This is a genomic window from Psychrobacillus sp. FJAT-21963, from assembly GCF_001420585.1.
In the GTDB taxonomy this organism is placed as follows: Bacteria; Bacillota; Bacilli; order Bacillales_A; family Planococcaceae; genus Psychrobacillus.
In genome coordinates this window covers 263,941-288,557 of record NZ_LJIY01000001.1, presented here as the reverse complement: position 1 = coordinate 288,557, position 24,617 = coordinate 263,941, and the positions used below count along the sequence as shown (strand labels likewise).

At 37.0% G+C, this 24,617-nt stretch carries 21 protein-coding genes, 1 pseudogene and 1 other annotated feature; of the genes and pseudogenes, 21 read left to right on the top strand and 1 reads right to left on the bottom strand.

All coding sequences use genetic code 11. The features are described 5' to 3' along the window. Positions 1-31 precede the first annotated feature (31 nt). The 17 genes from fliS to AN959_RS01280 all read left to right on the top strand — a co-directional run bounded on the left by fliS (position 32) and on the right by AN959_RS01280 (position 19,909). Complete coding sequence (gene fliS / locus AN959_RS01360) at positions 32-430, top strand: flagellar export chaperone FliS (RefSeq protein ID WP_056827629.1); 399 nt, start codon at positions 32-34, stop codon at positions 428-430. After that, entirely contained in the window at positions 430-780 is a 351-nt protein-coding gene (locus AN959_RS01355; RefSeq protein WP_056827627.1) for a flagellar protein FliT, read from the top strand. The genes fliS and AN959_RS01355 overlap by 1 nt, the downstream gene beginning before the upstream one ends. 466 nt (positions 781-1,246) lie before the next feature. Next, a complete protein-coding gene (locus tag AN959_RS01350) occupies positions 1,247-1,906 on the top strand; it encodes a GTP pyrophosphokinase family protein (protein ID WP_056827624.1) in 660 nt (219 codons plus the stop codon). Between the two features lie 245 nt (positions 1,907-2,151). Beyond that, positions 2,152-2,901, top strand: coding sequence for a C40 family peptidase (locus tag AN959_RS01345; RefSeq protein ID WP_056827622.1), 750 nt, complete (start codon positions 2,152-2,154; stop codon positions 2,899-2,901). 25 nt (positions 2,902-2,926) lie between these two features. Beyond that, complete coding sequence (locus AN959_RS01340; protein ID WP_056827620.1) at positions 2,927-4,615, top strand: methyl-accepting chemotaxis protein; 1,689 nt, start codon at positions 2,927-2,929, stop codon at positions 4,613-4,615. Positions 4,616-4,769: 154 nt separating this feature from the next. After that, positions 4,770-6,452 carry a methyl-accepting chemotaxis protein gene (locus AN959_RS01335; protein WP_056827618.1) on the top strand — a complete coding sequence of 561 codons (1,683 nt, stop codon included), beginning with the start codon at positions 4,770-4,772 and terminating at the stop codon, positions 6,450-6,452. A gap of 264 nt (positions 6,453-6,716) precedes the next feature. Continuing rightward, positions 6,717-7,166: a hypothetical protein gene (locus AN959_RS01330; protein WP_056827616.1), complete on the top strand. Its 450-nt coding sequence runs from the start codon at positions 6,717-6,719 to the stop codon at positions 7,164-7,166. Between the two features lie 355 nt (positions 7,167-7,521). Beyond that, entirely contained in the window at positions 7,522-9,189 is a 1,668-nt protein-coding gene (gene ilvD, locus AN959_RS01325) for a dihydroxy-acid dehydratase (RefSeq protein WP_056827614.1), read from the top strand. A gap of 10 nt (positions 9,190-9,199) precedes the next feature. Further along, positions 9,200-9,456 (top strand) — a binding site (T-box leader). Positions 9,457-9,721: 265 nt separating this feature from the next. Next, the gene (gene ilvB, locus AN959_RS01320) at positions 9,722-11,425 is read left to right on the top strand and encodes an acetolactate synthase large subunit (RefSeq protein ID WP_056829074.1); all 1,704 of its coding nucleotides are present in this window, start codon (positions 9,722-9,724) and stop codon (positions 11,423-11,425) included. Next, positions 11,422-11,934 carry an acetolactate synthase small subunit gene (gene ilvN, locus AN959_RS01315; protein ID WP_053590288.1) on the top strand — a complete coding sequence of 171 codons (513 nt, stop codon included), beginning with the start codon at positions 11,422-11,424 and terminating at the stop codon, positions 11,932-11,934. Before ilvB ends, ilvN begins: the two co-directional genes overlap by 4 nt. 98 nt (positions 11,935-12,032) lie before the next feature. Next, a complete protein-coding gene (ilvC, locus tag AN959_RS01310) occupies positions 12,033-13,067 on the top strand; it encodes a ketol-acid reductoisomerase (protein WP_056827613.1) in 1,035 nt (344 codons plus the stop codon). Next, positions 13,054-14,598: a 2-isopropylmalate synthase gene (locus tag AN959_RS01305; protein WP_056827611.1), complete on the top strand. Its 1,545-nt coding sequence runs from the start codon at positions 13,054-13,056 to the stop codon at positions 14,596-14,598. Before ilvC ends, AN959_RS01305 begins: the two co-directional genes overlap by 14 nt. A gap of 18 nt (positions 14,599-14,616) precedes the next feature. Further along, positions 14,617-15,717 (top strand): 3-isopropylmalate dehydrogenase, encoded by a 1,101-nt coding sequence (gene leuB / locus AN959_RS01300; protein WP_056827609.1) that lies wholly within the window; start codon positions 14,617-14,619, stop codon positions 15,715-15,717. A gap of 19 nt (positions 15,718-15,736) precedes the next feature. Next, positions 15,737-17,146: a 3-isopropylmalate dehydratase large subunit gene (gene leuC / locus AN959_RS01295; protein ID WP_056827607.1), complete on the top strand. Its 1,410-nt coding sequence runs from the start codon at positions 15,737-15,739 to the stop codon at positions 17,144-17,146. Positions 17,147-17,158: 12 nt separating this feature from the next. Then, complete coding sequence (gene leuD, locus AN959_RS01290) at positions 17,159-17,743, top strand: 3-isopropylmalate dehydratase small subunit (protein WP_056827605.1); 585 nt, start codon at positions 17,159-17,161, stop codon at positions 17,741-17,743. 147 nt (positions 17,744-17,890) lie between these two features. Then, a complete protein-coding gene (locus AN959_RS01285; protein WP_056827603.1) occupies positions 17,891-18,787 on the top strand; it encodes a threonine/serine dehydratase in 897 nt (298 codons plus the stop codon). 273 nt (positions 18,788-19,060) lie between these two features. Continuing rightward, entirely contained in the window at positions 19,061-19,909 is an 849-nt protein-coding gene (locus AN959_RS01280) for a VOC family protein (protein WP_056827601.1), read from the top strand. A 153-nt stretch (positions 19,910-20,062) separates the two neighbouring features. On the opposite strand, the pseudogene AN959_RS01275 reads toward AN959_RS01280, so the two are convergent. Then, a pseudogene (locus tag AN959_RS01275) lies at positions 20,063-20,853 on the bottom strand (SDR family oxidoreductase). 157 nt (positions 20,854-21,010) lie between these two features. Here AN959_RS01275 and AN959_RS01270 point away from each other — a divergent pair. The 4 genes from AN959_RS01270 (at position 21,011) to hpf (ending at position 24,609) form a co-directional block, all read left to right on the top strand. After that, complete coding sequence (locus tag AN959_RS01270) at positions 21,011-22,699, top strand: methyl-accepting chemotaxis protein (protein ID WP_056827599.1); 1,689 nt, start codon at positions 21,011-21,013, stop codon at positions 22,697-22,699. Between the two features lie 221 nt (positions 22,700-22,920). Then, positions 22,921-23,415 carry a C40 family peptidase gene (locus tag AN959_RS01265; RefSeq protein ID WP_056827597.1) on the top strand — a complete coding sequence of 165 codons (495 nt, stop codon included), beginning with the start codon at positions 22,921-22,923 and terminating at the stop codon, positions 23,413-23,415. A gap of 147 nt (positions 23,416-23,562) precedes the next feature. Then, positions 23,563-23,943 carry a PilZ domain-containing protein gene (locus tag AN959_RS01260; RefSeq protein WP_056827595.1) on the top strand — a complete coding sequence of 127 codons (381 nt, stop codon included), beginning with the start codon at positions 23,563-23,565 and terminating at the stop codon, positions 23,941-23,943. A gap of 108 nt (positions 23,944-24,051) precedes the next feature. Beyond that, positions 24,052-24,609, top strand: a complete 558-nt coding sequence (hpf, locus tag AN959_RS01255; RefSeq protein WP_053590278.1) for a ribosome hibernation-promoting factor, HPF/YfiA family — start codon at positions 24,052-24,054, stop codon at positions 24,607-24,609. The last annotated feature ends 8 nt before the right edge of the window (positions 24,610-24,617 follow it).

The following is a 24,617-nucleotide window of genomic DNA, read 5'->3' as shown; positions in this document are numbered from 1 at the left end:
TGGGATTTAAAATAAAAGGAGTTGTGTTATATTGTCAGCACAATCGGTACACCAAGCTTATAAAAATAATAGTGTGAGCACTGCATCGCCAGGTGAATTAACATTAATGCTTTATAATGGTTGTTTAAAGTTTTTAGGAAAAGCTAAAACCGCTATCACTGATAAAAATATCCAAGAAAAAAATGTTAATTTGCAAAAGGCTCAAAAAATTATTCAAGAGCTTATGGTGACATTGAATATGAATATTGAAATCTCTAAATCCATGATGCAAATGTACGAGTATATGAATCATCGACTTATAGAAGCCAATATTCAAAACTCAGTGGAAGTGATTGAAGAAGTAGAAGGTTATGTGACGGAATTTAGAGACACATGGAAACAAGTAATTCAAATCAATCGTCAAAAACAATTTACTGGAGATCAAGCATAATGGGTGATATAGAAAATTTTCTAGCCGCATCTGAAATGTTATATGCTCATTTAACAAAAAATCCTTCAGAGAATGAACGTACAGAGTTTATAGAAAAAGTTAATGAGTTACTCGATGCTCGTGGAGAAGCAATACTTGCACTAGCTGAAACTGATTTATCTACAAATTCTTTGTATGAGCATTTACTGAAATTAGATCGAGGAATAAATGAGCGATTAGATAAAATAATGAATTTAGTTAAAGGAGATTTAAAAGATCTCCAGCAAAAAAAACGTCATGAGGGTTCTTACAGTAATCCTTATGCAGCAACACAAACAATTGATGGTATGTATTTTGATAATAAGAAATGAAAAACACCGACTTTCGTTTAAGAAAGTCGGTGTTTTAGTTTCTCTAAGCTAGAGTTGTAGCACTCCTTGAGATTGCTGATTATCAAATGTACCCAGCATACCTAGTACATCTTCTACATAAGAAGCTGTCTGTTAAATAACTTTCAACCATTTCTTTAATTGCCAAGTCATCTTCCACAAGCAAAATATTAGATTTCATTATAACTTCCATTCAAGAAGAAAAGGTAATCCTTCGGATACACTTAATAAATCAGCATTAATAGATAAAAACTACAAGTTAATGGAGAGTAAATAATGTTGTTTATTTGTATTAAAGACTATTTAACTTAATAAGTGAAAAAGGGGGAACTCAAACGTTCTCCCATTCCATTCCCAGGTTAGTCATTCTAATATATCTTTCCGATTCAAACCACCTGTGATATGATGACAGAATAATAAAGTGTTATTTTATCAAGGAGTGTTTAATATGTATCAAGAGACACATAAGATCGATATAGTGCAAAAGGTTTTAAAAAACTGGAAAGGCTTTTTCATCCCATATGAGATGGCATTATATGAGTTGAAGAGTGATTTCAATATTATTGATCTTGAATGGAAATCGAAACACGGATACTCTCCTATTGAGCATATGAAAACACGCATGAAAACTATTATGTCATTGGTTGAGAAGATTGAAAATAAAGAAATAGCGCTGACTCAAGAATCTATTAAACAAGAAATACGAGATATTGCTGGAGTACGAATTGTCACTAGCTTTATTGATGATGTATATTTGCTGAAGGAACATATCGAACAGCGTGAAGATATTCGCATGATTAGAGTAAAAGACTATATTAAAGAACCTAAAAATAGTGGCTACAAAAGCCTTCATCTTGTTGTAGAAACGCAAGTCATCTTATCTAATGAAGTGATATGGGTTCCCGCGGAAATCCAAATCCGAACATCCGCTATGGATTTTTGGGCATCAACAGAACATAAACTCAACTATAAATATCAAGGAGAATCGATACCGGAAGAAGCTCAAAAACAATTAATTGAGCTATCCAATGCCTCCTCGTTACTAGACAAAGAAATGTCTAAATTAAGACTTCAACTACTATCTAGTGAAACAGATTCAAATGGATAAATAATGAAAACAGAGACAATCTACTTGTTAGATTTTCTCTGTTTTTTGTGTTTTTTTTATTATTGATCTTAAGCTTTACATTTAACTAGCTAAATAAAATGATAATCTATACAACATGTTTTTTTCTTCCATAATCGCTTCTAAGAATTTTATTTCCCAGGCAATTAATTTTATAAAAATTATAATGTTTAAGTATGTAAATAATGGTATTATTAAATTACTAGTAAATTAGAAGGAGGGTTAATATGTTTAAGAAGGTGCTAATAGTCTCGGTCTTATTATTTACATTTACGACTTCTGCAAGTGCTAATGCTTTATATGAAGTGAAAAAAGGTGATTCGTTGACAAAAATTGCTAAAGTGTACAAAGTGACAGTGAACGATCTACGTACTTGGAACAAGCTTAAGAAAGACAGTATTTATGTGAAGCAGAAGTTAATCGTACAAAAACCTAAAGTAGCTAATACAACTACTAAAGCTACTCAAGCGGTAGTATCTGCAAAGCCTGTAACAACTCTTAAAGAAAATCCTGCTAAAGATGTCCAGGTGAAGGCGGAGGAACTTATTACTAACCCAGCTCCAATACTTAATGATTTAAAATCCCTTTCTTCAGATGGACAAGCTATATATGATTTAGTAGTAGACTTTGCAAAACGGATGGTTGGTATTCCATATTTATATGCAGGAAATACGATGGATGGATTTGATTGTAGTGGATTTATCTATTTTGTTCACTCACAAGCAGGGCTGACAATCACTAGACAAAGCAGCGAGAGTTATTTTGCAAAAAGCTCAGCTATTGATAACCCAGTAGTAGGCGATTTAGTGTTTTTTGAGAATACATATAAAGCGGGAATTTCACATATGGGAATTTATTTAGGCAACAATGAGTTTATACATGCTGGTTCTAAAGGTGTTGAGATTGCTAATTTAGATTCTTCCTATTGGAAGGAACATTTTGTTTCATTTAATAGATTTCATATGGTGAGTGAATAATTTTGGAGAGATTAGGAGCTTTATGATGAAAATGACAATAGCTAAGAAAATGTGGTTAGGGTTTTCTGCCGTCTTGATATTACTAGCTGGAGTTTCTGTTATGATACATATTTCTATGGATGAAATAGGTGCTAAATATCAGTTTTTGTTAGATGATCGGGTAGAAAAAGTGGATCTTATAAAAGATATTGAGATTGCTCAAAAAGATATTTCGCGTAGCATGATGGATTATTTATTATTTAATACGGATGAATCTCTGGAAAATATAAGATCTAATTCAGAATTAGAAAATTCTTTAATTCTTGAGCTAGAAGGTAGATTATTTTCTCCGGAAACAAAAGAGATGATATCAGAGTTGAAGAAAAAAGAGAATGCTTTTTTTGCGAAAAATGAGGATTTGATTGCTGCAAAGCAGAAGAAGGATACTGCGGTAATCAATAAATATACTGCTGATAGTAAAGCAACAAGCAATGACATGATTTTCATTTTAAGCGAAATTGAGCAATTTCTTGAAAATGATATGGTTAAAACTAGAGAAGAATTGAAAAAATTTGAATCAATGATTAATACACTAACTATAGTAGTACCTATTATCAGTGTTATTTTAGGACTTGCACTAGCGTATTTCATTAGTAGAAGTATTTCCAAACCTGTTAAGAAAGTAACTGCAGGACTTGTTCAGATTGCGGATGGTAATTTACGTTTAGAGCCAATCATGATTAAAAATAAGGACGAAGTAGGAGAAATGGCAGTAGCCTTCAATACAATGTCGAAAGATTTACTTGAAATTGTATCAGGTGTTAGAGATTCATCTATGCAGCTCGCAGCTAATGCTGAGGAGCTGACTGCAAGCGCTGAAGAAAGCTTAGCATCCTCACAAATGGTGGCGAAGTCTGCTGAGGAGCAAATGGCCACTAGTGAACAGCAAGTACGCCATATGGATTCTTCGGTTCACGCGATGGCTGAATTATCACAAGGGGTTGAGCAAATTTCTACAAGTAATGAAGAGATGTTAAAAGCAACAGACGAAGTTCGAGTGCTTGTTAATAAAGGATCTGATGTAGTTTCAGATGTTGCTGAACAAATGAACACAATTCATACAACCTTCAAAGATACGACAGTTATTATGAATAACATGGCAAAGCATTCAGATGAAATACAAAATGTAACTGCGTTAATAACAGATATTTCGGAACAAACGAATTTATTAGCATTGAATGCAGCAATCGAAGCAGCACGTGCAGGAGAATATGGAAAAGGTTTTGCGGTAGTTGCCGAAGAAGTAAGAAAATTAGCGGAGCAATCAAAGAATTCTGCAACCGAGATTGCTTCCATGGTACAAATGATTCAGGAGGCATCTAGTGAAGCAGTTCAAGCAATCACGGACGGTGGTGGTAAAGTGGAAGCAGGGATTTCCAAAACAACTGAATCACTAGATGTATTTAAAGATATTGAATCTGCTGTGGGTGAAGTTGGAGTCAAAGTTGAGTCAGTTTCCGCTGCAATAGAGCAAATTCAGGAAATGGCAAAATCGGTTTCAGAAGGTTCACTTGAAGTTCAACGTCTAGCAGCACTTGCTGCGGATGGGGCAAATGATACAAGTGCAGCTACTGAAGAGCAGCTTGCCGCAAATGAAGAAATCACTGCCAATGCACAGTCATTAGCAGATCTTGCTGAGGCTTTGCAAAATAATGTCAGTCATTTTAAGATCTAACGTATACCAATTACCCTAAATCTTTTATTAGATTTAGGGCTTTTTTTTCGACAAATAAATTCTATATTATGACAAAGTACCTTTATTTATGTATAATAATATAGCTACTTAAGAATCATTTGGAGAAGGAATATGAGAAAAAGGGAGTAAGAAAATGAAATTAACAATATCAAAAAAATTGTGGTTCGGGTTTTCAGCAGTGTTACTTTTATTAGTATTAATCAGCGTATTATCTATTTTAGCATCATCTATTATTACTGATAAATACCAGTCTTTGCTTGATAATAATGTGAAGAAAGTTGTACTAGTAGGTCAGATTGAAGTCATCCAAAAAGATATGGCAACTGCTGTTTTAGAGTTTGTCATGTTTGGAAAAGAAGATGCAATTGGTAAGTTTGATGAGGAAATTATAAATGGGTCAGCCGCGGCAAAAACACTTATTGAGAGTGTGAAGGATGAGAAGTCATTAAAGTTATTAGAGGATCTTCGCACTCAAACAGTGGCGTTATTTGAATCAAATAATAAGATAATTTCGTCGAAAAAGAGCAATCAACCATTTGAACAATATGCTAGCCAATCTACTGAATTAAACGATGAAGTGCTAGCAATTTTAGCTGAATTAAAGGAAATTCAAATTGCTGATATGGAACAAACAAGAGCTGAGTTAAATCAATATCAAGCAACCTCTAATAATTTTGTAATTATCATTACGATACTTAGCGTTGTTATTGCATTACTTATTTCTTATTTCATTAGTAAAAGCATTTCTAAACCAATTCAAAAGGTTACTTCTGGTTTAGAGGAAATTGCAAACGGGAATTTATTAGTAGAACCTATCAAAATTAAAAATAAAGACGAAGTTGGAGTTATGGCGACAACTTTCAATAAAATGTCGAGCGATTTACAACGCATTGTGTCAAGTGTTCGAGACTCTTCTATGCAATTGGCTGCGAACGCTGAAGAACTGTCTGCAAGTTCTGAGGAAAGTTTAGCTTCTTCACAAATGGTTGCGAAATCAGCTGAAGGGCAAATGGCAGCCAGCGAAGAACAAGTGAAGCATTTAGAAAGCTCTGTAAATTCTATGATGGAATTGCAACAAGGTGTTGGACAAATTTCGCAAAGTAATGAAGAGATGCTTCAAGCAACGGATGGGGTTAAAAATCTAGTGACAAAAGGATCAGCGGTTGTCACAGATGTTGCGACTCAAATGGATACAATTCATACAACATTTAATGAAACAACAGAAATTATGAAAAACATGGCGAAGCATTCCGATGAAATTCAATCGATTACTGCGCTAATTACAGATATATCGGAGCAAACAAATCTTCTTGCTCTAAATGCTGCAATTGAAGCAGCGCGTGCAGGGGAATATGGAAAAGGTTTTGCTGTGGTAGCGGAAGAGGTTCGTAAACTTGCTGAGCAATCGAAAAACTCAGCTTCCGAAATTGAATCGATGGTTCAGTTGATCCAATCTGCTTCTGGTGATGCTCTTAAAGCTATCACAACTGGTGGTGGTAAAGTAGAAGAAGGGCTTTCGAAAACTACGGAATCGCTTAATGTTTTTAATGAAATAGAGTCAAGCGTTGGAGAAGTTGTATTTAAAGTTGAAACTGTTTCTGCAGCAATTGAGCAAATTCAAGCAATGGCTGAATCCGTAACAGAAAGTGCGCAACAAGTACAAACTCTAGCGACTAATGCAGCAGATGTTGCGAGTGATACAAGTGCTGCTACAGAAGAGCAGTTAGCTGCAAATGAAGAGATTTCTTCGAGTGCACAATCATTGGCAAATCTCGCAGAAAAACTTCAAAGTGAAGTAAGTCATTTTAAACTATAATCTCTTTAATAAGAAAAGACTCTATTTCGTATTGCGAAATAGAGTCTTTCTAATATGTCAATATTGCGAATACGCTGCAGAATGTTGCACGTAACAAGTAAATATTGCTAATACGGATTAGAAAGTTGCGAATAAGTGAGTAAATATAGCGAGAAAGTAAAAAGTTTCGAAGATTACTTTTCAATATAGCGAATAAGAACAGTATATTCCATATATAAAACATTCCTCATCTAGACACAAATTATTGTAAGTGGATAAAGTATAATGTACGTAGGTGATTATATGTACGAATCCATTGTTTTTATCCATGTACTTAGTGCAATTCTTTCTATTGGTCCTTTTTTTGTTTTATTTCCTTTATTAAATCGAATGCATGATAAGAGCGGTGAAGTCCTTCATTCCCAAATAGAAGTTTTTCAAGCTTCGATTCGGATAGTTAAGCATGCTGGTCATGTTTTAGTCGTTTCTGGAGTTCTACTTATGTGGCAAGGAAATTGGCCATGGTCGACATCGTGGGTAGTCATGACAATTGTTGTTATGATTAGTTCTATCGTGTTTCTAGCAAAGGCATTTAAGCCAAAGATTCGACAATTTCAAGTTGGAGTTATTGATTCCAGTACGCTTATTAAAAGATTAAACAGTTCTGTATGGCAATATATACTCTTGCTGTTAATCATGCTCTGGTTTATGGTTGTAAAACCTAACTTATGGTGATTGACTCTTTCTCAATATTGAGAGAGGGTCTTTTTTATTTTGCTTTAATCTTTCGTACTCGGTTCTACTTGAGACCACTTCAGCATAGAACTTCCACGTCCACGTCAATTTAACAAATTGTTCACAAATATTTTTTTCTGAATATAAAATGCGATATATCGCAGATGTAAGCGATTTCATAATTAATGAATATTCAAAAATAACTGACAATTTTCAAAAAGGGTGTTGACGCGCCATTTTAAAGGAGTTATGATATCAACAATATATTAAATATTGTGAGAAAATTCACAATCAAACAAAAGCAAAAGCTTCAATGCTAGTTGCTAGATTAGCAGTGATATAGGAGTCGATTATATTGAGAAGTGACATGATAAAAAAAGGCGTTGATCGTGCCCCGCATCGTAGTTTGCTTTATGCTACTGGGGTAAAAACAAGAGATTTAGATAAACCGTTTATCGGTGTTTGTAACTCCTATATTGATATTATTCCAGGCCATATGCATTTAAATAAATTTGCTGAGGTCGTCAAAGAAGCAATTCGCGAAGCAGGTGGAATTCCATTTGAATTTAACACGATTGGTGTTGATGATGGGATTGCAATGGGTCACATCGGAATGAGATATTCACTTCCGAGTCGAGAGCTTATCGCGGATTCTGCCGAAACAGTTATTAACGCGCATTGGTTTGATGGAGTGTTTTACATTCCAAACTGTGACAAGATCACACCAGGAATGTTAATGGCAGCAGTCAGAACAAATGTCCCATCTGTTTTTGTTTCAGGTGGACCAATGGAGGCTGGAACATCAGCTGACGGGAAACAACTTTCATTAACATCCGTTTTTGAAGGAGTTGGTTCTTATAAATCCGGTGCGATGACTGCAGAACAACTTCTCGATATTGAACAAAATGCATGTCCTACATGTGGTTCTTGTTCGGGAATGTTCACAGCTAACTCTATGAACTCTTTAATGGAAATGTTAGGGATGACTCCTCCAGGTAACGGTACAATTATTGCAACTTCCGAGGAACGTCACCGACTTATTAAGGAAGCGGCTAAACATCTTGTACGAATGATTAAAGAAGATGTAAAGCCAAGAGATTTGATTACAAAAGAAACAATCGATGATGCGTTTGCACTAGATATGGCAATGGGTGGTTCAACAAATACAGTTCTCCACACACTGGCAATCGCGCATGAAGCTGAAATCGAATATGACGTGAAAGAAATAAATGAAGTAGCAAAACGGATTCCTTATTTATCGAAAATTATGCCTGCCTCTGATTACTCTATGCACGACGTACATCTTGCAGGAGGAGTTAGTGCAATTATAAAAGAACTTTGCGAGATTCCTGGTGCTGTTCATCCAGATCGAATGACGATAACTGGTCAATCTCTCTATGAGAACGTGAAGGATGCAGAAATTAAAAATGATCAAGTCATACGCAGAAAAGAAAATCCATATAGTCCAGTAGGCGGCTTGTCCGTGTTGTTTGGAAACATTGCTCCAGATGGTGGAGTGATTAAAGTAGGAGCAGTTGATCCTTCCATTAAAGAATTTACTGGAAAAGCAATTGTGTTCGATTCACAAGAAGCAGCACAAGAAGCGATAGATAACGGGATTGTTCAAGAAGGCCATGTAGTCGTTATCCGCTACGAAGGTCCAAAAGGTGGACCTGGGATGCCAGAAATGCTTGCTCCAACATCAGCGATTCAAGGTCGTGGATTAGGAACTAAAGTGGCACTCATTACGGACGGACGTTTCTCAGGTGCATCAAGAGGAATTTCCATTGGACATATTTCTCCAGAAGCAGCCGAAGGTGGACCGATTGCATTAGTTGAAAATGATGACATTATCGCTATTGATCTAACAAATAGAACAATAGAGTTAAAGGTTAATGAAGAAGAATTAGCTACAAGAAGATCAAACTTACAACCATTTGAACCAAAAATTAAAAAGGGTTATTTAGCAAGATATTCGAAACTCGTAACATCTGCGAGTACAGGTGGAGTAATGAAAATCTAAACGAATATTGATTAAATCTATGATGAGGTAAAAGTTAAAGGAATCTTGTATTCACAGAGAGCCGGTGGTGCTGGGACCCGGCAATACAACCTTTAGCGACATCCCCTCGGAGTGAAGTGTTGAACGGGAAACCAATTAGATACTTCCGGGTGTAGTAAATTAGCTACTCTCGTTAAAAATGGATGGTCGGCAATTTGTCGGTTGTCTGCGAGGTAGCGGTTGCGCTGCGAACTAGGGTGGTACCATGAAAAGAATTTCATCCCTATACAAAAGAACTATAGTTTTTTTGTGTGGGAGAAATTCTTTTCTTTTTTTTCTAAAGCGGAAGCGCCTGTTTAGCTCCGACAAGCAAATGAGGAACTTCACAGTCCATCTTGATGGACGAAGAAGTTTCACATTTGACCTCGAGGAGCTAGGCGCTGAAGTCTAGATGTAGATGCTAATTTGTTGGACTGGACGATTTAAGTAAAAGGAGGAAATTATGATGAAGTTGAGTGTAGAAGAAGCAGAACAAACCTATGAAGAAGCTCAAATGCCTGCAGCTCCGAAGCAATTAGATGGAGCGGATGTTTTAATCGAAACACTAAAAAAACATCAGGTTGAAGTAGTATTTGGTTATCCAGGTGGTGCAGTTTTACCGATTTATGATGCATTATACAGAAATCCTATCAAACATATTCTAGCTCGTCACGAGCAAGGTGCAATCCATGCAGCTGAAGGATATGCAAGAGTATCAGGGAAAGTAGGGGTAGTTATTGCTACTTCTGGACCGGGTGCAACGAACTTAGTGACAGGTATTGCTGATGCTATGATGGACTCCATTCCACTCGTTGTTTTCACAGGTCAAGTTGCTACTACTGTTATTGGAACAGATGCTTTTCAAGAAGCGGACATCATTGGGATTACACAACCAATTACAAAGCATAATTACCAAGTGAAAGATGTAGCAGATTTACCAAGAATTATTAACGAAGCTTTTCATATTGCTTCCACAGGTCGTCCAGGACCAGTCGTCGTAGATATTCCAAAAAATATGGCAACAGGCATGTTTGTTTCATCAGAGGATGTAAACCTAGAAGTAAATCTTCCAGGATATCAACCGACGACAACGCCTAACTTTTTACAAATACAGAAGGCAGCCCAAGCTATTTCTACTGCAAAACAACCATTGATACTTGCAGGTGCAGGTGTATTATTCGCCAAAGCATCAGACCAATTAGCAGCGTTTGCCGAGAAGTATCAAATCCCTGTAACCAATACACTCCTAGGACTTGGAAGTATAGAAGGCGATCATGAGTTGTTTTTAGGAATGGCAGGGATGCACGGGACTTACACAGCCAATATGGCAATTCAAACTTGTGACTTACTGATTAATGTAGGCGCAAGATTTGATGACCGTCTAACAGGAAACTTAAACTACTTTGCAACGAATGCAAAAGTGGTTCATATCGATATAGATCCAGCGGAGATTGGGAAAAACGTTCCTACAGAAATCCCAATTGTTGCGGATGCAAAGGAAGCTTTGGAGGCACTGCTTGCACAAGATGTGTCAAATGGAAATACTGCTACGTGGTTAGAGAGTTTACGTGTTTCACTAACAGAATATCCATTTCATTATCAAGCGAGTGAGGAAAGAGGGCTCTTACCACAGCAAGTGTTAGAGCTTGTACATGAGTATACAAATGGAGATGCAGTTGTAACTACTGATGTAGGACAGCATCAAATGTGGACTGCACAGTATTATAAATTCAATCATCCGCATAACTGGGTAACATCTGGTGGACTTGGAACAATGGGATTTGGTTTCCCAGCAGCAATTGGTGCACAGCTTGCTAAACCAGAAGCAAAAGTAATTTCCATCGTTGGTGATGCAGGTTTCCAAATGACACTTCAGGAACTGTCTCTACTACAAGAGATGAGAATCCCAGTAAAAGTTATTATCTTAAACAATCAAGCACTCGGAATGGTACGCCAATGGCAAGAGACATTCCATGGAGAGCGTTTCTCGCAATCTCTCATCCCAGTTCAGCCTGATTTCGTAAAATTAGCAGCTGCTTATGATATTAAAGGCTACAAAATCGAAACATATGAAGATGCAAAAGTTCAATTAAAAGAAGCACTTGCATCAGATGAGCCAGTCCTAATTGATTGTCGAGTTGTTCAAAAAGAAAGTGTCTATCCAATGGTTGCTCCAGGTAAAGGGCTACATGAAATGATTGGAGTGAAGCCAGAATGAAAAGAATTATTACGGTAACAGTGATCAATCAAAGTGGTGTTTTAAACCGTGTTACTGGCCTACTCATGAAGCGTCAATTCAATATTGAAAGTATTACAGTGGGGCATACGGAACAACCGCAAATCTCTAAAATGACGTTTGTCGTAAACGTACAAGATGAACAAAAACTAGAACAGCTTTTAAAACAGCTTCAAAAACAAGTAGATGTGTTGAAAGTTAATGATATTACAGAAAAATCAATTGTTGTGAGAGAGTTGGCACTCGTGAAAGTCGTAGCGCCACCTGCTGTAAGAGCAGAGATAAACAGTATTATTGAACCATTCCGAGCTTATACAATCGACACGGGGAAAAACGTTGTTACCTTTCAAGTAACCGGTAACCCAGAAAAGATTGATGCTTTCATTGATCTGCTCAAACCATATGGTATTAAAGAGCTTACAAGAACAGGTGTTACAGCGTTTGTTCGTGAAACCCAAAAAACAAACACACCACAATTATCCATACTGTAAAAATGCAATACTGGTGAACAAAGCTTGTCTGATACTTAGTTATACAGTATATAAACTTTTAAATAATATAAAAACCCAAATTCGAGGAGGAAATTATAATGGCTAAAATGTATTACAACGGAGATATCAACGAAGGACTTTTACAGGAAAAAACAATTGCAATCATCGGTTACGGATCACAAGGTCATGCACATGCACAAAACTTAAAGGATTCAGGTTTTAACGTAGTTGTTGGTATTCGTGCAGGAAAATCATTCGATCAAGCAAAAGAAGACGGATTAGAAGTTTATTCTGTAAAAGAAGCAGCTGAAAAAGCAGACGTTATCATGATTTTATTACCAGATGAAAGACAAAAAGCTGTTTATGAAGCAGAGATACAGCCTGCATTAACTGCTGGAAAATCATTAGTATTCGCTCACGGATTCAACGTACATTTTGATCAAATCGTACCTCCAGCTGATGTGGATGTATTCCTTGTAGCACCAAAAGGTCCAGGTCATTTAGTGCGTAGAACATACGAAGCAGGAGCAGGGGTACCAGGTTTATTCGCTGTATATCAAGATGCAACTGGTCAAGCAAAAGATCTAGCTCTAGCATATGCAAAAGGAATTGGAGCTGCTCGTGCTGGAGTATTGGAAACAACATTCAAAGAAGAAACAGAAACAGATCTATTCGGAGAACAAGCAGTACTTTGTGGAAGTACAACTGCAATAGTAAAAGCTGGTTTTGAAACTTTAGTAGAAGCAGGATATCAACCAGAGCTTGCTTACTTTGAAACATTACACGAATTAAAACTGATTGTTGATTTAATGTACGAAGGTGGAATGGCAACAATGCGTTCTTCCATCTCGGATACAGCTGAGTGGGGAGACTTCGTTTCAGGTCCACGCATCATTGATGCTTCTGTAAAAGATCGTATGAAAGACGTATTAACGGACATTCAAGATGGAACATTTGCAAGAGAATGGATTAAAGAAAACGAAACAGATCGTCCAAAATATAACGCAATCAAAAAAGCAGAATCTGAACATCAAATTGAAGTTGTTGGAGCAAAACTTCGTGAAATGATGCCTTTCATCAATGAAGGAAAAAAACAAGTCAAGAAAGAAGTGGTGACGAGTGGTCAAAATTGATATTTTCGACACAACGCTACGTGATGGAGAGCAATCTGCAGGGATTAACCTAAACACGCGAGAAAAGTTAGAAATAGCTCGTCAGCTTGAGAAATTTGGAGTTTCTATCATAGAGGCAGGGTTTCCTGCTTCTTCTCCTGGAGACTTTGAGGCAGTTAAACTAATTGCTGACACAGTGAAAAACTCAACGGTAACAGGGTTAGCTCGTTCGATTAAAAGTGATATTGAAACTTCTTGGGAGGCTTTAAAAGGTGGAGTACAGCCACATCTACACACATTTATCGCGACATCCCCAATCCATATGCAATATAAGCTGAACAAAACACCTGAGCAAGTTATTGAAATTGCAGTAGAATCCGTAAAGCTTGCGAGAAAATATTTTCCACTTGTTCAGTGGTCAGCGGAAGATGCAACACGTTCAGACCGTGATTTCCTAGTACGAATTATGAATGAAGTAATTAAAGCGGGAGCTACTACGATTAATATTCCTGATACTGTAGGATATGCTTCTCCAATTGAATATGGGGCTTTATTCAGATACTTGAGTGAAAATGTGACTGGTATTGAAAAAGTGAAGCTTTCTGCTCACTGTCATGATGATCTAGGATTAGCAGTTGCCAACACACTTGCAGCCATTGAAAATGGCGCTACACAAGTTGAAGGTACGATCAACGGAATTGGAGAACGTGCAGGCAATGCAGCGCTTGAAGAAGTTGCGGTTGCACTACATATTCGAAATGATTACTACAAAGCAGATTCCGGTATTGTTTTAAAAGAAACTAAACGTACAAGTCAGCTTGTAAGTAAGTTAACTGGGGTTGTGATCCAACCAAACAAAGCGGTTGTTGGGAAGAATGCATTTGCACATGAATCAGGAATTCATCAAGATGGTATGCTGAAAAACCCAGAAACATATGAAATTATTACACCAGAATTGATTGGTGATGTAGCAACTGAACTAGTACTTGGTAAACATTCTGGTCGTCATGCATTCTCTGATCGCGCAATACAGATGGGCTTCCAATTAAGTGATGAAAAGCTAAATGCTGCATTTGTTGCATTTAAAAAATTAGCAGATAGTAAAAAAGAGATTACCGAGGAAGATTTATTTGTTTTATTGACAGATCAACAAGTACAAACTTCTGAAGTGGAAGTCTATGAATTAGAAAGCGTACAGGTACAGTACGGTACTTCTAATATTCCAACTGCTACGGTTCAAGCTAAAACACCATCTGGTGAAGTGGAAGTAGTTTCTTCCACTGGAGCTGGTTCGGTAGAAGCTATATTCAATACATTAGAAAAGCTAGTGAACGGAGAAGTTCATATTATTGATTATCGTGTATCTTCTGTCTCTAAAGGAAGAGATGCACTTGGCGAAGCAATCGTTAACCTAAGCTTTAATGGTGTTATTTCATCAGGGCGCAATGCATCTCAGGATGTATTGGAAGCATCTGCAAAAGCATATTTGAACGCTATAAACCGTCGATTAGTTAAATCACACTATCAAGAGCAAATAGCAGTACCACAATAAAAAATGGGAGTGAATGGGATGGAAAAAACGATAACGGTATTACCGGGAGATGGAATTGGTCCAGAAGTAACACAAGCAGCCGTAAAGGTGCTTCAAGCAGTTGCTCATCGCTTCAATCATACGTTTAATCTGCAATATGCGCTGATTGGTGGTGCGGCGATTGATGCGAAGGAAAATCCTCTTCCACAAGAAACAATTGATGCATGTAGTCAAAGTGATGCCATCCTTTTAGGCGCAGTAGGTGGGCCGAAATGGGATCAGAATCCATCTCATTTACGCCCTGAAAAAGGATTATTAGCAATCCGTAAGCATTTCGGTTTATATGCAAATATTCGTCCTGTAAAAGCTATTCCAGCATTACTTGATGCATCTCCACTTAAGAAAGAAGTTGCAAAGGATGTGGATTTAGTAATCGTTCGTGAATTAACAGGCGGTCTGTATTTCGCTGAACCACGTAAGAAAACAAACGACTATGCGCTTGACACGCTTGTTTATACAAGAAAGGAAATTGAGCGTATCGTCGATACAGCTTTCCAAATTGCTAGAAGTCGCAAAGGTAAACTAGCATCCGTTGATAAAGCAAATGTCCTTGATTCTAGTAAATTATGGCGTGAAATCGTAGAAGAGAAAAAACAAGGATATCCCGACGTAGATGTAGAGCATATGCTTGTTGATTCAACAGCAATGAAATTAATTACAAAGCCAGGAGCTTTCGATGTCATCGTTACGGAAAATATGTTTGGTGATATTTTAAGTGATGAGGCATCTGTAATTACTGGTTCTCTAGGAATGCTACCATCAGCAAGTACACGTGAGGATGGCTTCGGTTTATATGAACCAGTACACGGATCAGCTCCTGATATTGCAGGGCAAAACAAAGCGAATCCAGCGGCAACGATTCTTTCTGTGGCAATGATGCTTCGTGAAGCATTCCAACTTGAAACAGAAGCAGCAGCAGTGGAAGAAGCAGTGTTTAATGTATTAAATGATGGAAATCTTACAGGTGATTTACAAGTAGAAGGAAAACGAGCGCTTTCTACAACAGAATGGACAGCAAAAGTATTAGAAGAGTTAGACTCAGAATTTGTATCTGAAAGCATAATGTTTTCTTATGTCTAACCAAAAGGAGAGGGACTAAATGGCAAAAACGATTATTGAGAAAATTTGGGATGAACACATTGTATACGAGGAAGAGGGTAAACCAGACCTTCTCTATATCGATTTACACTTGCTCCATGAAGTGACATCTCCTCAGGCTTTTGAAGGGCTACGACTAAATAATCGTAAGGTTCGTCGTCCGGATCTTTGCTTCGCAACGATGGATCATAACGTTCCAACACGAAACAGAGAGCAGATTAAGGATGTTATTGCACGTAAACAAATTAGCACGCTTCAACAAAACTGTGAAGAGTTTGGTGTCCCTCTTGCCAATATGGATCATCCCGATCAAGGGATTGTCCATATTATTGGTCCAGAGCTTGGTCTAACACAACCAGGTAAAACTATAGTATGTGGGGATAGTCATACATCAACTCATGGTGCCTTTGGTGCCATTGCCTTTGGTATTGGTACAAGTGAAGTAGAGCATGTTCTATCCACGCAAACACTATGGCAAGCGAAACCGAAAACAATGGAAATCAAAGTAACAGGTGAACTTGGGTTTGGCGTGGCTGCTAAAGATATTATTCTAGCGATTATTTCAAAATTCGGTATCGATATGGGTACTGGATATATCGTGGAATATACAGGTGAGGCAATTCGTAAATTGTCGATGGAAGAGCGCATGACCATTTGTAATATGTCAATTGAAGCAGGAGCACGCGCAGGTTTGATTAGCCCAGATGAAACAACCGTTGAATTCCTTAGAGGACGTGAGCATGTTCCAACAGGTGAAGCATTTGAAAAAGAAGCAGCTCGTTGGATAGCTCTAGCTACAGACAAAGGGGCAACTTACGATAAAACAGTAGAAATCTCTGCAGATGAAATCGAACCTTTTGTAACATGGGGAACTAATCCTTCGATGGGCTCAGGTGTTTCTAAGCACATTCCATTTACAAAAGATTTTTCAGAAACAAGTGATCAACAAGCGCATGAAAAAGCACTAGCATATATGGGTCTCCAAGAGGGAATGCCTTTAGAGGAAATTCAAATTAGCAATGTATTTATCGGTTCTTGTACAAATGCTCGCCTAAGCGATTTACGTGCAGCAGCCAATGTGATTGAAGGCCGTCAAGTACATCCGAATGTGAAGGCAATCGTCGTCCCAGGATCAAAAACAGTGAAAAAACAAGCAGAACAAGAAGGCATCGACAAAATATTCCTTGATGCAGGATTTGAATGGCGCGAATCTGGTTGCAGTATGTGTCTAGCGATGAATGACGATGTTGTACCAGCTGGTGAACATTGTGCATCTACATCTAACCGAAACTTTGAAGGTCGTCAAGGTGCTGGGTCAAGAACTCATCTAATGAGTCCTGCAATGGCAGCTGCTGCAGCTATCGAAGGTCATATTGTAGATATTCGCAAATTTCAACTAGTGAATGCGTAAGGAGGAAAACCCATGGAGCCTATTAATGAAATCAAAAGTGTTATAACACCTTTAAATCAAAAAAATGTAGATACGGACCAAATCATTTCGAAAGAATTTTTAAAAAGAATTGAACGTACAGGATTCGGCAAATATTTATTTTACCACTGGCGCTTTGACGCACAAGGAAATCCAATCCAAAATTTCGTTTTAAATGACGAGCGTTATAAAGAATCTACTATATTAGTAGCACATGAGAACTTTGGATGTGGATCTTCACGTGAGCATGCACCTTGGTCCATTTTAGATTACGGCTTCCGTGTAGTTATTGCTCCAAGTTTCGCGGATATTTTCTACAATAACTGCATGAAAAATGGACTTCTTCCTATAAAATTGTCCGTAGATGAGGTAGAAGCACTTTTAAGTAATGAAGAATACAACGTAGAAGTAAACTTAGAAGCACAAACAGTTACTGGTGCAGACGGTGTAGTTTATTCATTCGATATCGATCCATACCAAAAGAAAATGCTTTTAAATGGTTGGGATGAAATTTCATTGACCTTCCAATACGAAGATCATATTAAAGCTTACGAATTAAAAAAGCATAAGGCGGTCTAAGACTGAAAATGCGTAATCTGTTTTATTAAAATTAGTAAACTAGGAGATGGTTTTGTTGGGAATTCATACGACACTGTAGGTTTATATCGGGCAACTGAAAAAGTAGCAGAGTTCGTTCATCGGACACCATGTAAAAAGTCGACTACTTTGAATGAAATCAGTGGAAGAAAAGTATTTCTAAAAATGGAAAACTTGCAAAAAACGGGTTCATTTAAAATTCGAGGAGCAATGAATAAAGTTTCACAGCTTACGGAAGCCGAATGCGCAAAAGGTTTAATCGCAGCTTCAGCAGGAAATCATGCGCAAGGCGTCGCTTACGCTGGAAAAGCGCGAAATGTTCCTGTAACGATTTTCATGCCAATCGGAACTCCAGTAGCAAAAGTGGATGCCACTAAAGGGTATGGGGCAACGGTCAAGCTTGTGGGACAAAATTTTGATGAGGCATATGTTGCGGCTAGAGAAGAACAGCTTCGAACTGGAGCAACATTCATTCATCCATTTGACGATTTAGCCGTAATAGAAGGCCAGGCAACGGTAGCGATGGAAATGCTGCAACAACGACCGGAACTTGACACGATTGTCGTACCTGCTGGGGGAGGGGGATTACTTGCAGGCACATTGCTTGCAGTAAAATCGTCTCGCCCAGATATTCGTGTCATTGGTGTTCAGTCCATCAATTCAGCTGCAATTGCAGTTGCTTATAAAGGAAAGAATGCAGCTTTACTACCATACCAAGGCAAAACGATTGCTGAGGGCATAAACGTGAAAGTCCCTGGAAAGCTAACAATGAACATTATTCATTCCCTTGTGGACGACATCATCACAGTGACGGAGCAGGAGATTGCATCTGCAATTCTCTTTATGCTAGAACGCGAAAAAACGCTCATAGAAGGTGCAGGAGCCGCAGCAGTAGCGGCAGTGTTGAGTCACCACATTCCATCCTCCGCTGGTAACGTTGGAGTAATCGTGAGTGGAGGAAATTTCGACATTGGCAAACTAACCGAATGTCAGCAAATGTCCATTCAAGTCCCAATGGCAAAATAAAAATATTGAAACCGCTAGTTAAATCATCTAGCGGTTTTTTTATGGTTTGGAAATCTAGTCAGAGTGAGGTATCGTGGTTAAACTTGTGAACTTGTGAGTAAAGAGTTCAATGTTGCGAATACTAATGATTATATAGCGAGTAAAGATGAGAAAGTAGCGAGTAACAGCATCCATTCACTACATATCAAAATTTACCGATTAAGTTACTTGACTTTATTAACTAACTAAAATATAATAACTTACTATAAGTAACTAATGTTAGGAGTAATAGAAATGAAATATCAAAATAAACCTTACACTTTCGTAGAATTAGTAGAATTAAAAGTATCAGATTTAGAACGTTCACTTAGTTATTATCAAGAAATAATTGGTTTTAAAATACTAGAGAAGCAAGAAAATAAAGCACTATTAACAGCTGATGGTAAAACGGCTCTTCTTTCTCTTGAACAAAGAGCAAATAGTTTGCCTAAAACACAAAAAACAACTGGTTTGTATCACTTTGCACTATTATTACCTACTCGTGCAGATTTGGGTGCAGTATTAAAGCATCTTATTGAAATTAATGAACGAGTTGGAGCAGGAGATCATTTAGTGAGTGAAGCATTGTATTTAAATGATCCAGATGGAAACGGCATCGAAATTTATAGTGACCGTCCAGATACTGAGTGGACATGGAACGGTGAATTTGTAGCGATGGATACGCTTCAAATAGATGCACAAGGCATTTTAGCTGCTGGAGCGAGTACTAAGTGGGAAGGTTTACCGGAAGGTACTGTAATGGGACATATTCACTTACACGTTAGTGAATTAGGTGAAACAGAGAAGTTTTATAGATTGTTAGGATTTGAGGTTGTTACACCTAATTATCCAGGAGCACTCTTCATGTCGACTGGTAAATACCATCACCATATCGGACTAAACACATGGGCTGGGGTAGGTGCACCGCCAGCTGGAGAAAACGTAGTCGGTCTTGAAGCATTTTCATTGGTTTATCCGAGCAAGGAAGTCTTAAATGAAACCGTTGAAAATTTAAAAACAAACAATATCAATGTAGTTGAAGAAAACGGAATTTTAATCACAAAAGATCCATCCCAAAACAAAATCAAATTAATCGTTAAATAATAACAAAAGAGTGACTTCATTTACATGAAGTCACTCTTTTCTGTATAAAGGTAATCTATTCCTTCAAGTTAGCAAATAATTGGCAGCCAATTTACATGTAAAGCAAACATTGTCCACTTAATAGCAACTAACTGTTATTTCTAATCTTCTCCCTCACAACGCCTTCAGCATACCTCCATCTATCACGAGATTTTGCCCTGTCATATATGTATTCGCTTCTGAACACAAAAATACGATGACTTTTGCAAATTCTTCTGGCTCGCCGTATCTTCCAATGGGAATCACTTGCTCATACCCCTCTCGGATCTCCTCCATTGTTACATTTTTCTTGTCTGCTGCTATTTGATCTAGCTCTGTGACACGGTCAGTTTGTATTCGACCTGGTCCGACAGTGTTGATTAATATATTGTTTGCTGCGTATTCACGAGCAATACTTTTGGAAAGTCCAACCATCCCTAATCTGAATGTATTCGACAAGATAAGACCGTCTAGCACTTCTTTTGTAGAGGAGGAAGAAATATTGACGATTCTGCCAAAATTTTGTTCTTTCATGAAGGGGAGGGCTAATCGAATAGTGCGAATATAGCTTAGTAGATTTTTTGCGAACGAAGCTTTCCAATCGTCATTATTTACTTGACCAAAGCCACCAGGAGTAGGCCCATCTGCATTATTTATAAGAATATCCACCCCGCCAAGTTTAGCGTTAGCTGTCTCAAAGAGACGATTTATGACGTTTTCCTACGTTACATCGCATACAGAAAAATAGACATTATTATTGTTACTTACCTGTTTTATTTCCTCGGAAGCTTTTTAAGTTCATCTTCGTTTCGACTTGAAATGAGTACTTTCGAGCCTTCTCTTGCAAATTGAAGTGCCGTCGCTTTGCCTAGTCCTTTACTGGATGCCATAACGATGACACGTTTATCGGTTAGTCCTAAATTCATGTTCCTACTTCCTTTCACTGTGTAATTACTCTATCCTATATAGAATATTCAGTTTTGTCTTCTAAACTCTTTTGTAAAAGTATTGTAAAGATTGCTAGATTGCATACTTTTGAGGTAATACCCGTGCTATATTTTTCAGTAGGAGGTCTGAATACCTATGAAAAAGTGGTCTAGTATTCCATTGCGAATGAAGTATTTAATAGCTATTTTTAGTTCTTTTTTCTTATTTGGTGCGATGGCGGTGATATTGATTATACAAGTTATACATAATCAAGAATTATCAGACCAGTTGGAAATCTCCTCACATAATGTCGAAAAAGCTGATATTATGAAGGCTGAAGTAGCGAGTTTGTATATTGCTATTTCGCATTATGCAGGAGATCCATTACCAGAATTTGAAGAAGGCTACGAAACGAGAAAAGCAAGTCTTGAAGAGCTTACACAAACAAGCCGCGAAAAAATTCAACACTTAGACTGGGATGCTTTTTCGAAAACGTTAAATGGCATGTATACGACGTATGAAAATAACTTAAAAAAATCAGTTGAAAAGAAGGATAATGTAGCGAAGCGTAGACAACTAAAGGCAATGAATGAGGAACAACTACAACTAACAGAAATGCTCAATGAGACAAGAAGGCTGGAATCGGAAAATCGACAATCAATTATTCATCAAATGAACCAAAGCCAACAAAGTATGATTTTAGTGGTTATCGCATCCTTCTTAATCGCTGGGGTATTATCTGCAGCTTTGTTATTCTTAACAAATAGACAAATAAAAGAACAATTAGTGAAAGTAGCTTCCACTGCGAAAGAAATAGCAACTGGAAATTTACAAATAAAACCTCTCACTATATCTACAAAAGATGAGATTGGTGAAGTTTCTGTTGCAATGAATGAAATGCAAACGAACTTGAAAGACATGGTACATATCATTAAACAAATTGCAGAAAAACTAAGCAAAGATAGTACAATATTAAAAGACTATTCGCATGAAACGGTGGCAAGTACTGACACTGTGCAAACAGCAATCCATGAAACTACTAACAATATGATAGAACAAAAAGATGCTTCTATTGGAATAAGAGCATTTTTAGAAGAATTCTCACGTACTTTTGGAGAAGTTACTGACAAAGCAGTGGAATTGAATAACCATGCATCAATAGCTGTGCAAATAGCGGATGAAAGTGCGGATACAATGAAAAAAGCAGCAATTGAAGCTGGAAGATTACGTGCTTTATTTAAAGCGGCAGATAAAGAGCGAAAGCTATTACAAGAAAGAACGGAAGAAATTGCTCGTATGACTACTATCGTACAAACCATTTCAAAACAAACGAATTTACTTGCACTGAATGCTGGAATTGAAGCAGCACGTTCAGGGATACATGGTAAAGGATTTGCAGTTGTTGCTGAAGAAGTGAAAAAACTAGCTGATGAAGTCTCTACTACAGCAAATACGATTCATGAAATTTCTACTTCGATTACATTACAAGGAAATGAAATGGAAAAAGTATTTTCTGAAGGATTGTCCACTTCTAAGCATAATGCGGCGACATTTCTATTATTACATGAGAAATTAGATGAAATAGTATCTTTTATTCGCGAATCAAAAAATCAAAACGAGCATATGGCCGACTCTATTATTACAATTGAGCAAGAAAAAAATACATCAGAGAAGCTAATTTTTGCACTAACTGAATCCATTGAAGAAAATACGGCTCATATGGAGCGAACGGTACAATTGCTTACGTCTAATGTTCAAACGATAGAATCCTTATCAGAACTTATAAATGAAGTTAGTGAACAAGCTACTATATTAGAGGAATCTACTTCTCGTTTTGCAATGTAACAAAAGCCTAAAAGGTCATCAAAATGACTTTTTAGGCTTTTTTATTTGATAAATCCAATATTATTTAGGACTTATGGGTATTGTAGTTGTGATTTTAGGACTAACAAACAAAGAATTTTGTAACACAATTGTTACACAAATGTAAAATTAAAATGGAATATTTAGTGGTAAGATGAATTTAGTTAATTTTTCAGAAAACTTTAGCCACATGGGGGAACAACATGAATTTCAAATCCACGTCTAAAAAGATCATTACTATATGCTTATTATCTACACTTTTAGTTACAGCACCATTCGCAGGAAATACTGAAGCTTCAACTGCAGTAAATTCAGATGAACTAGTAGCAACAGCTAAAAACTTAATAGGAATAAAATATCGTGGTGGTGGGACAACTAAAGCTGGATTTGATTGTTCCGGATTTGTAAATTATGTTTTTGATGATTTAGGAATCGACCTTCCAAGAACTTCTGCTGGTATGCATAGTTCAGGGGATAAAGTTAGTAAAGAGGATTTAAAATCGGGTGATTTAGTATTCTTTAACACTTCTGGCAAAGGTGTTTCACATGTTGGTATATACATAGGAGATGGTAAATTTATTCATTCTTCCTCATCAAAAGGTGTAAAAGTTGATAAGTTGAGTGACCCATATTATTGGGGAAAACGCTATGTTGGTGCTAAACGAGTGGCAGAAGTAACTGTAGCTGTAAACAAATAAAACATATAAATAATTGCTCTATCGTATAATTTACGGTAGAGTATTTTTTTATTTTGGGTAAAATCACATTTATTTGAAAATATACTTTTCCTTCGCCATAATAAAGGAAAGATTTTGTAATAAGATTTTGTCAAAGGGGTGAATAAATTGCTCTATAAACGAAACGAATATTTTAGGTATACGTTCGAAGAACCATTTAAGGCAACTTTTCGATTAATAAAAGACGCAAGTGAAACATCGCCTGAAGAAATTTCTAAAAAAGGTAATTGTAAAATGATTGATATTAGCCCAAAAGGGGTAAAGATGTATTCGGAGCTGTTAATAGCCATTGATAAATTAATCCATGTGGAACTCCAATTTCAATTAGATGATGAGCCTATCCAGATTGTTGGTGAATTTATATGGTCTCGTCGTCAAAAAGAAGGATTTGAATATGGTATAAGGCTAATGGGCGACGAGGTTAGTGAAAGTTTAATCATCAGTGAACTAAAAAGCAGACGTAAAAAAGAACTGGAACTTAAGAAGTAAAGCTTATTCCAAAGTTCGACAAAACTTAAAAATTTCTTTTTAAAAGAAGGATATTTTAAGGTGTATGTAGAAAAATAATATAAGCGTTATATTAAAGGAGGAGTTTACATGTTGAACTTTAACATTCGTGGAGAAAATATTGAGGTGACTCCTGCAATTCGAGAATATGTCGAAGGGAAAGTTGAGAAAGTTGCCCGATACTTTAACGAAGAGATCCAAGCTACTGCCAATGTAAATCTGAAGGTGTATAATGATAAGCAGACGAAGGTTGAAGTAACTATTCCTATGAAAAATCTAACTCTTCGTGCAGAAGAGCGAAACGCGGATATGTATGCAGCAATTGATTTAATAGTTGATAAATTAGAACGTCAAATTCGTAAGTACAAAACAAAAGTAAACCGTAAATTCCGTGAACGCGAAGGGGTAGCAGCATATTTTGCTAGCGTGGACTCTCCTGATACATCAGTGGAACAGAATGAAGAAGATGAATACAATATTGTTCGTACAAAGCAATTTGATCTTAAACCGATGGACCATGAAGAAGCTGTATTACAAATGAATATGTTAGGCCATAATTTCTATATCTTTACAGATGCAGAATCCAATGGAACTAACATTGTGTATAAACGGAAAGATGGTAAGTACGGTTTAATTGAAACAAACTAATCTGACTG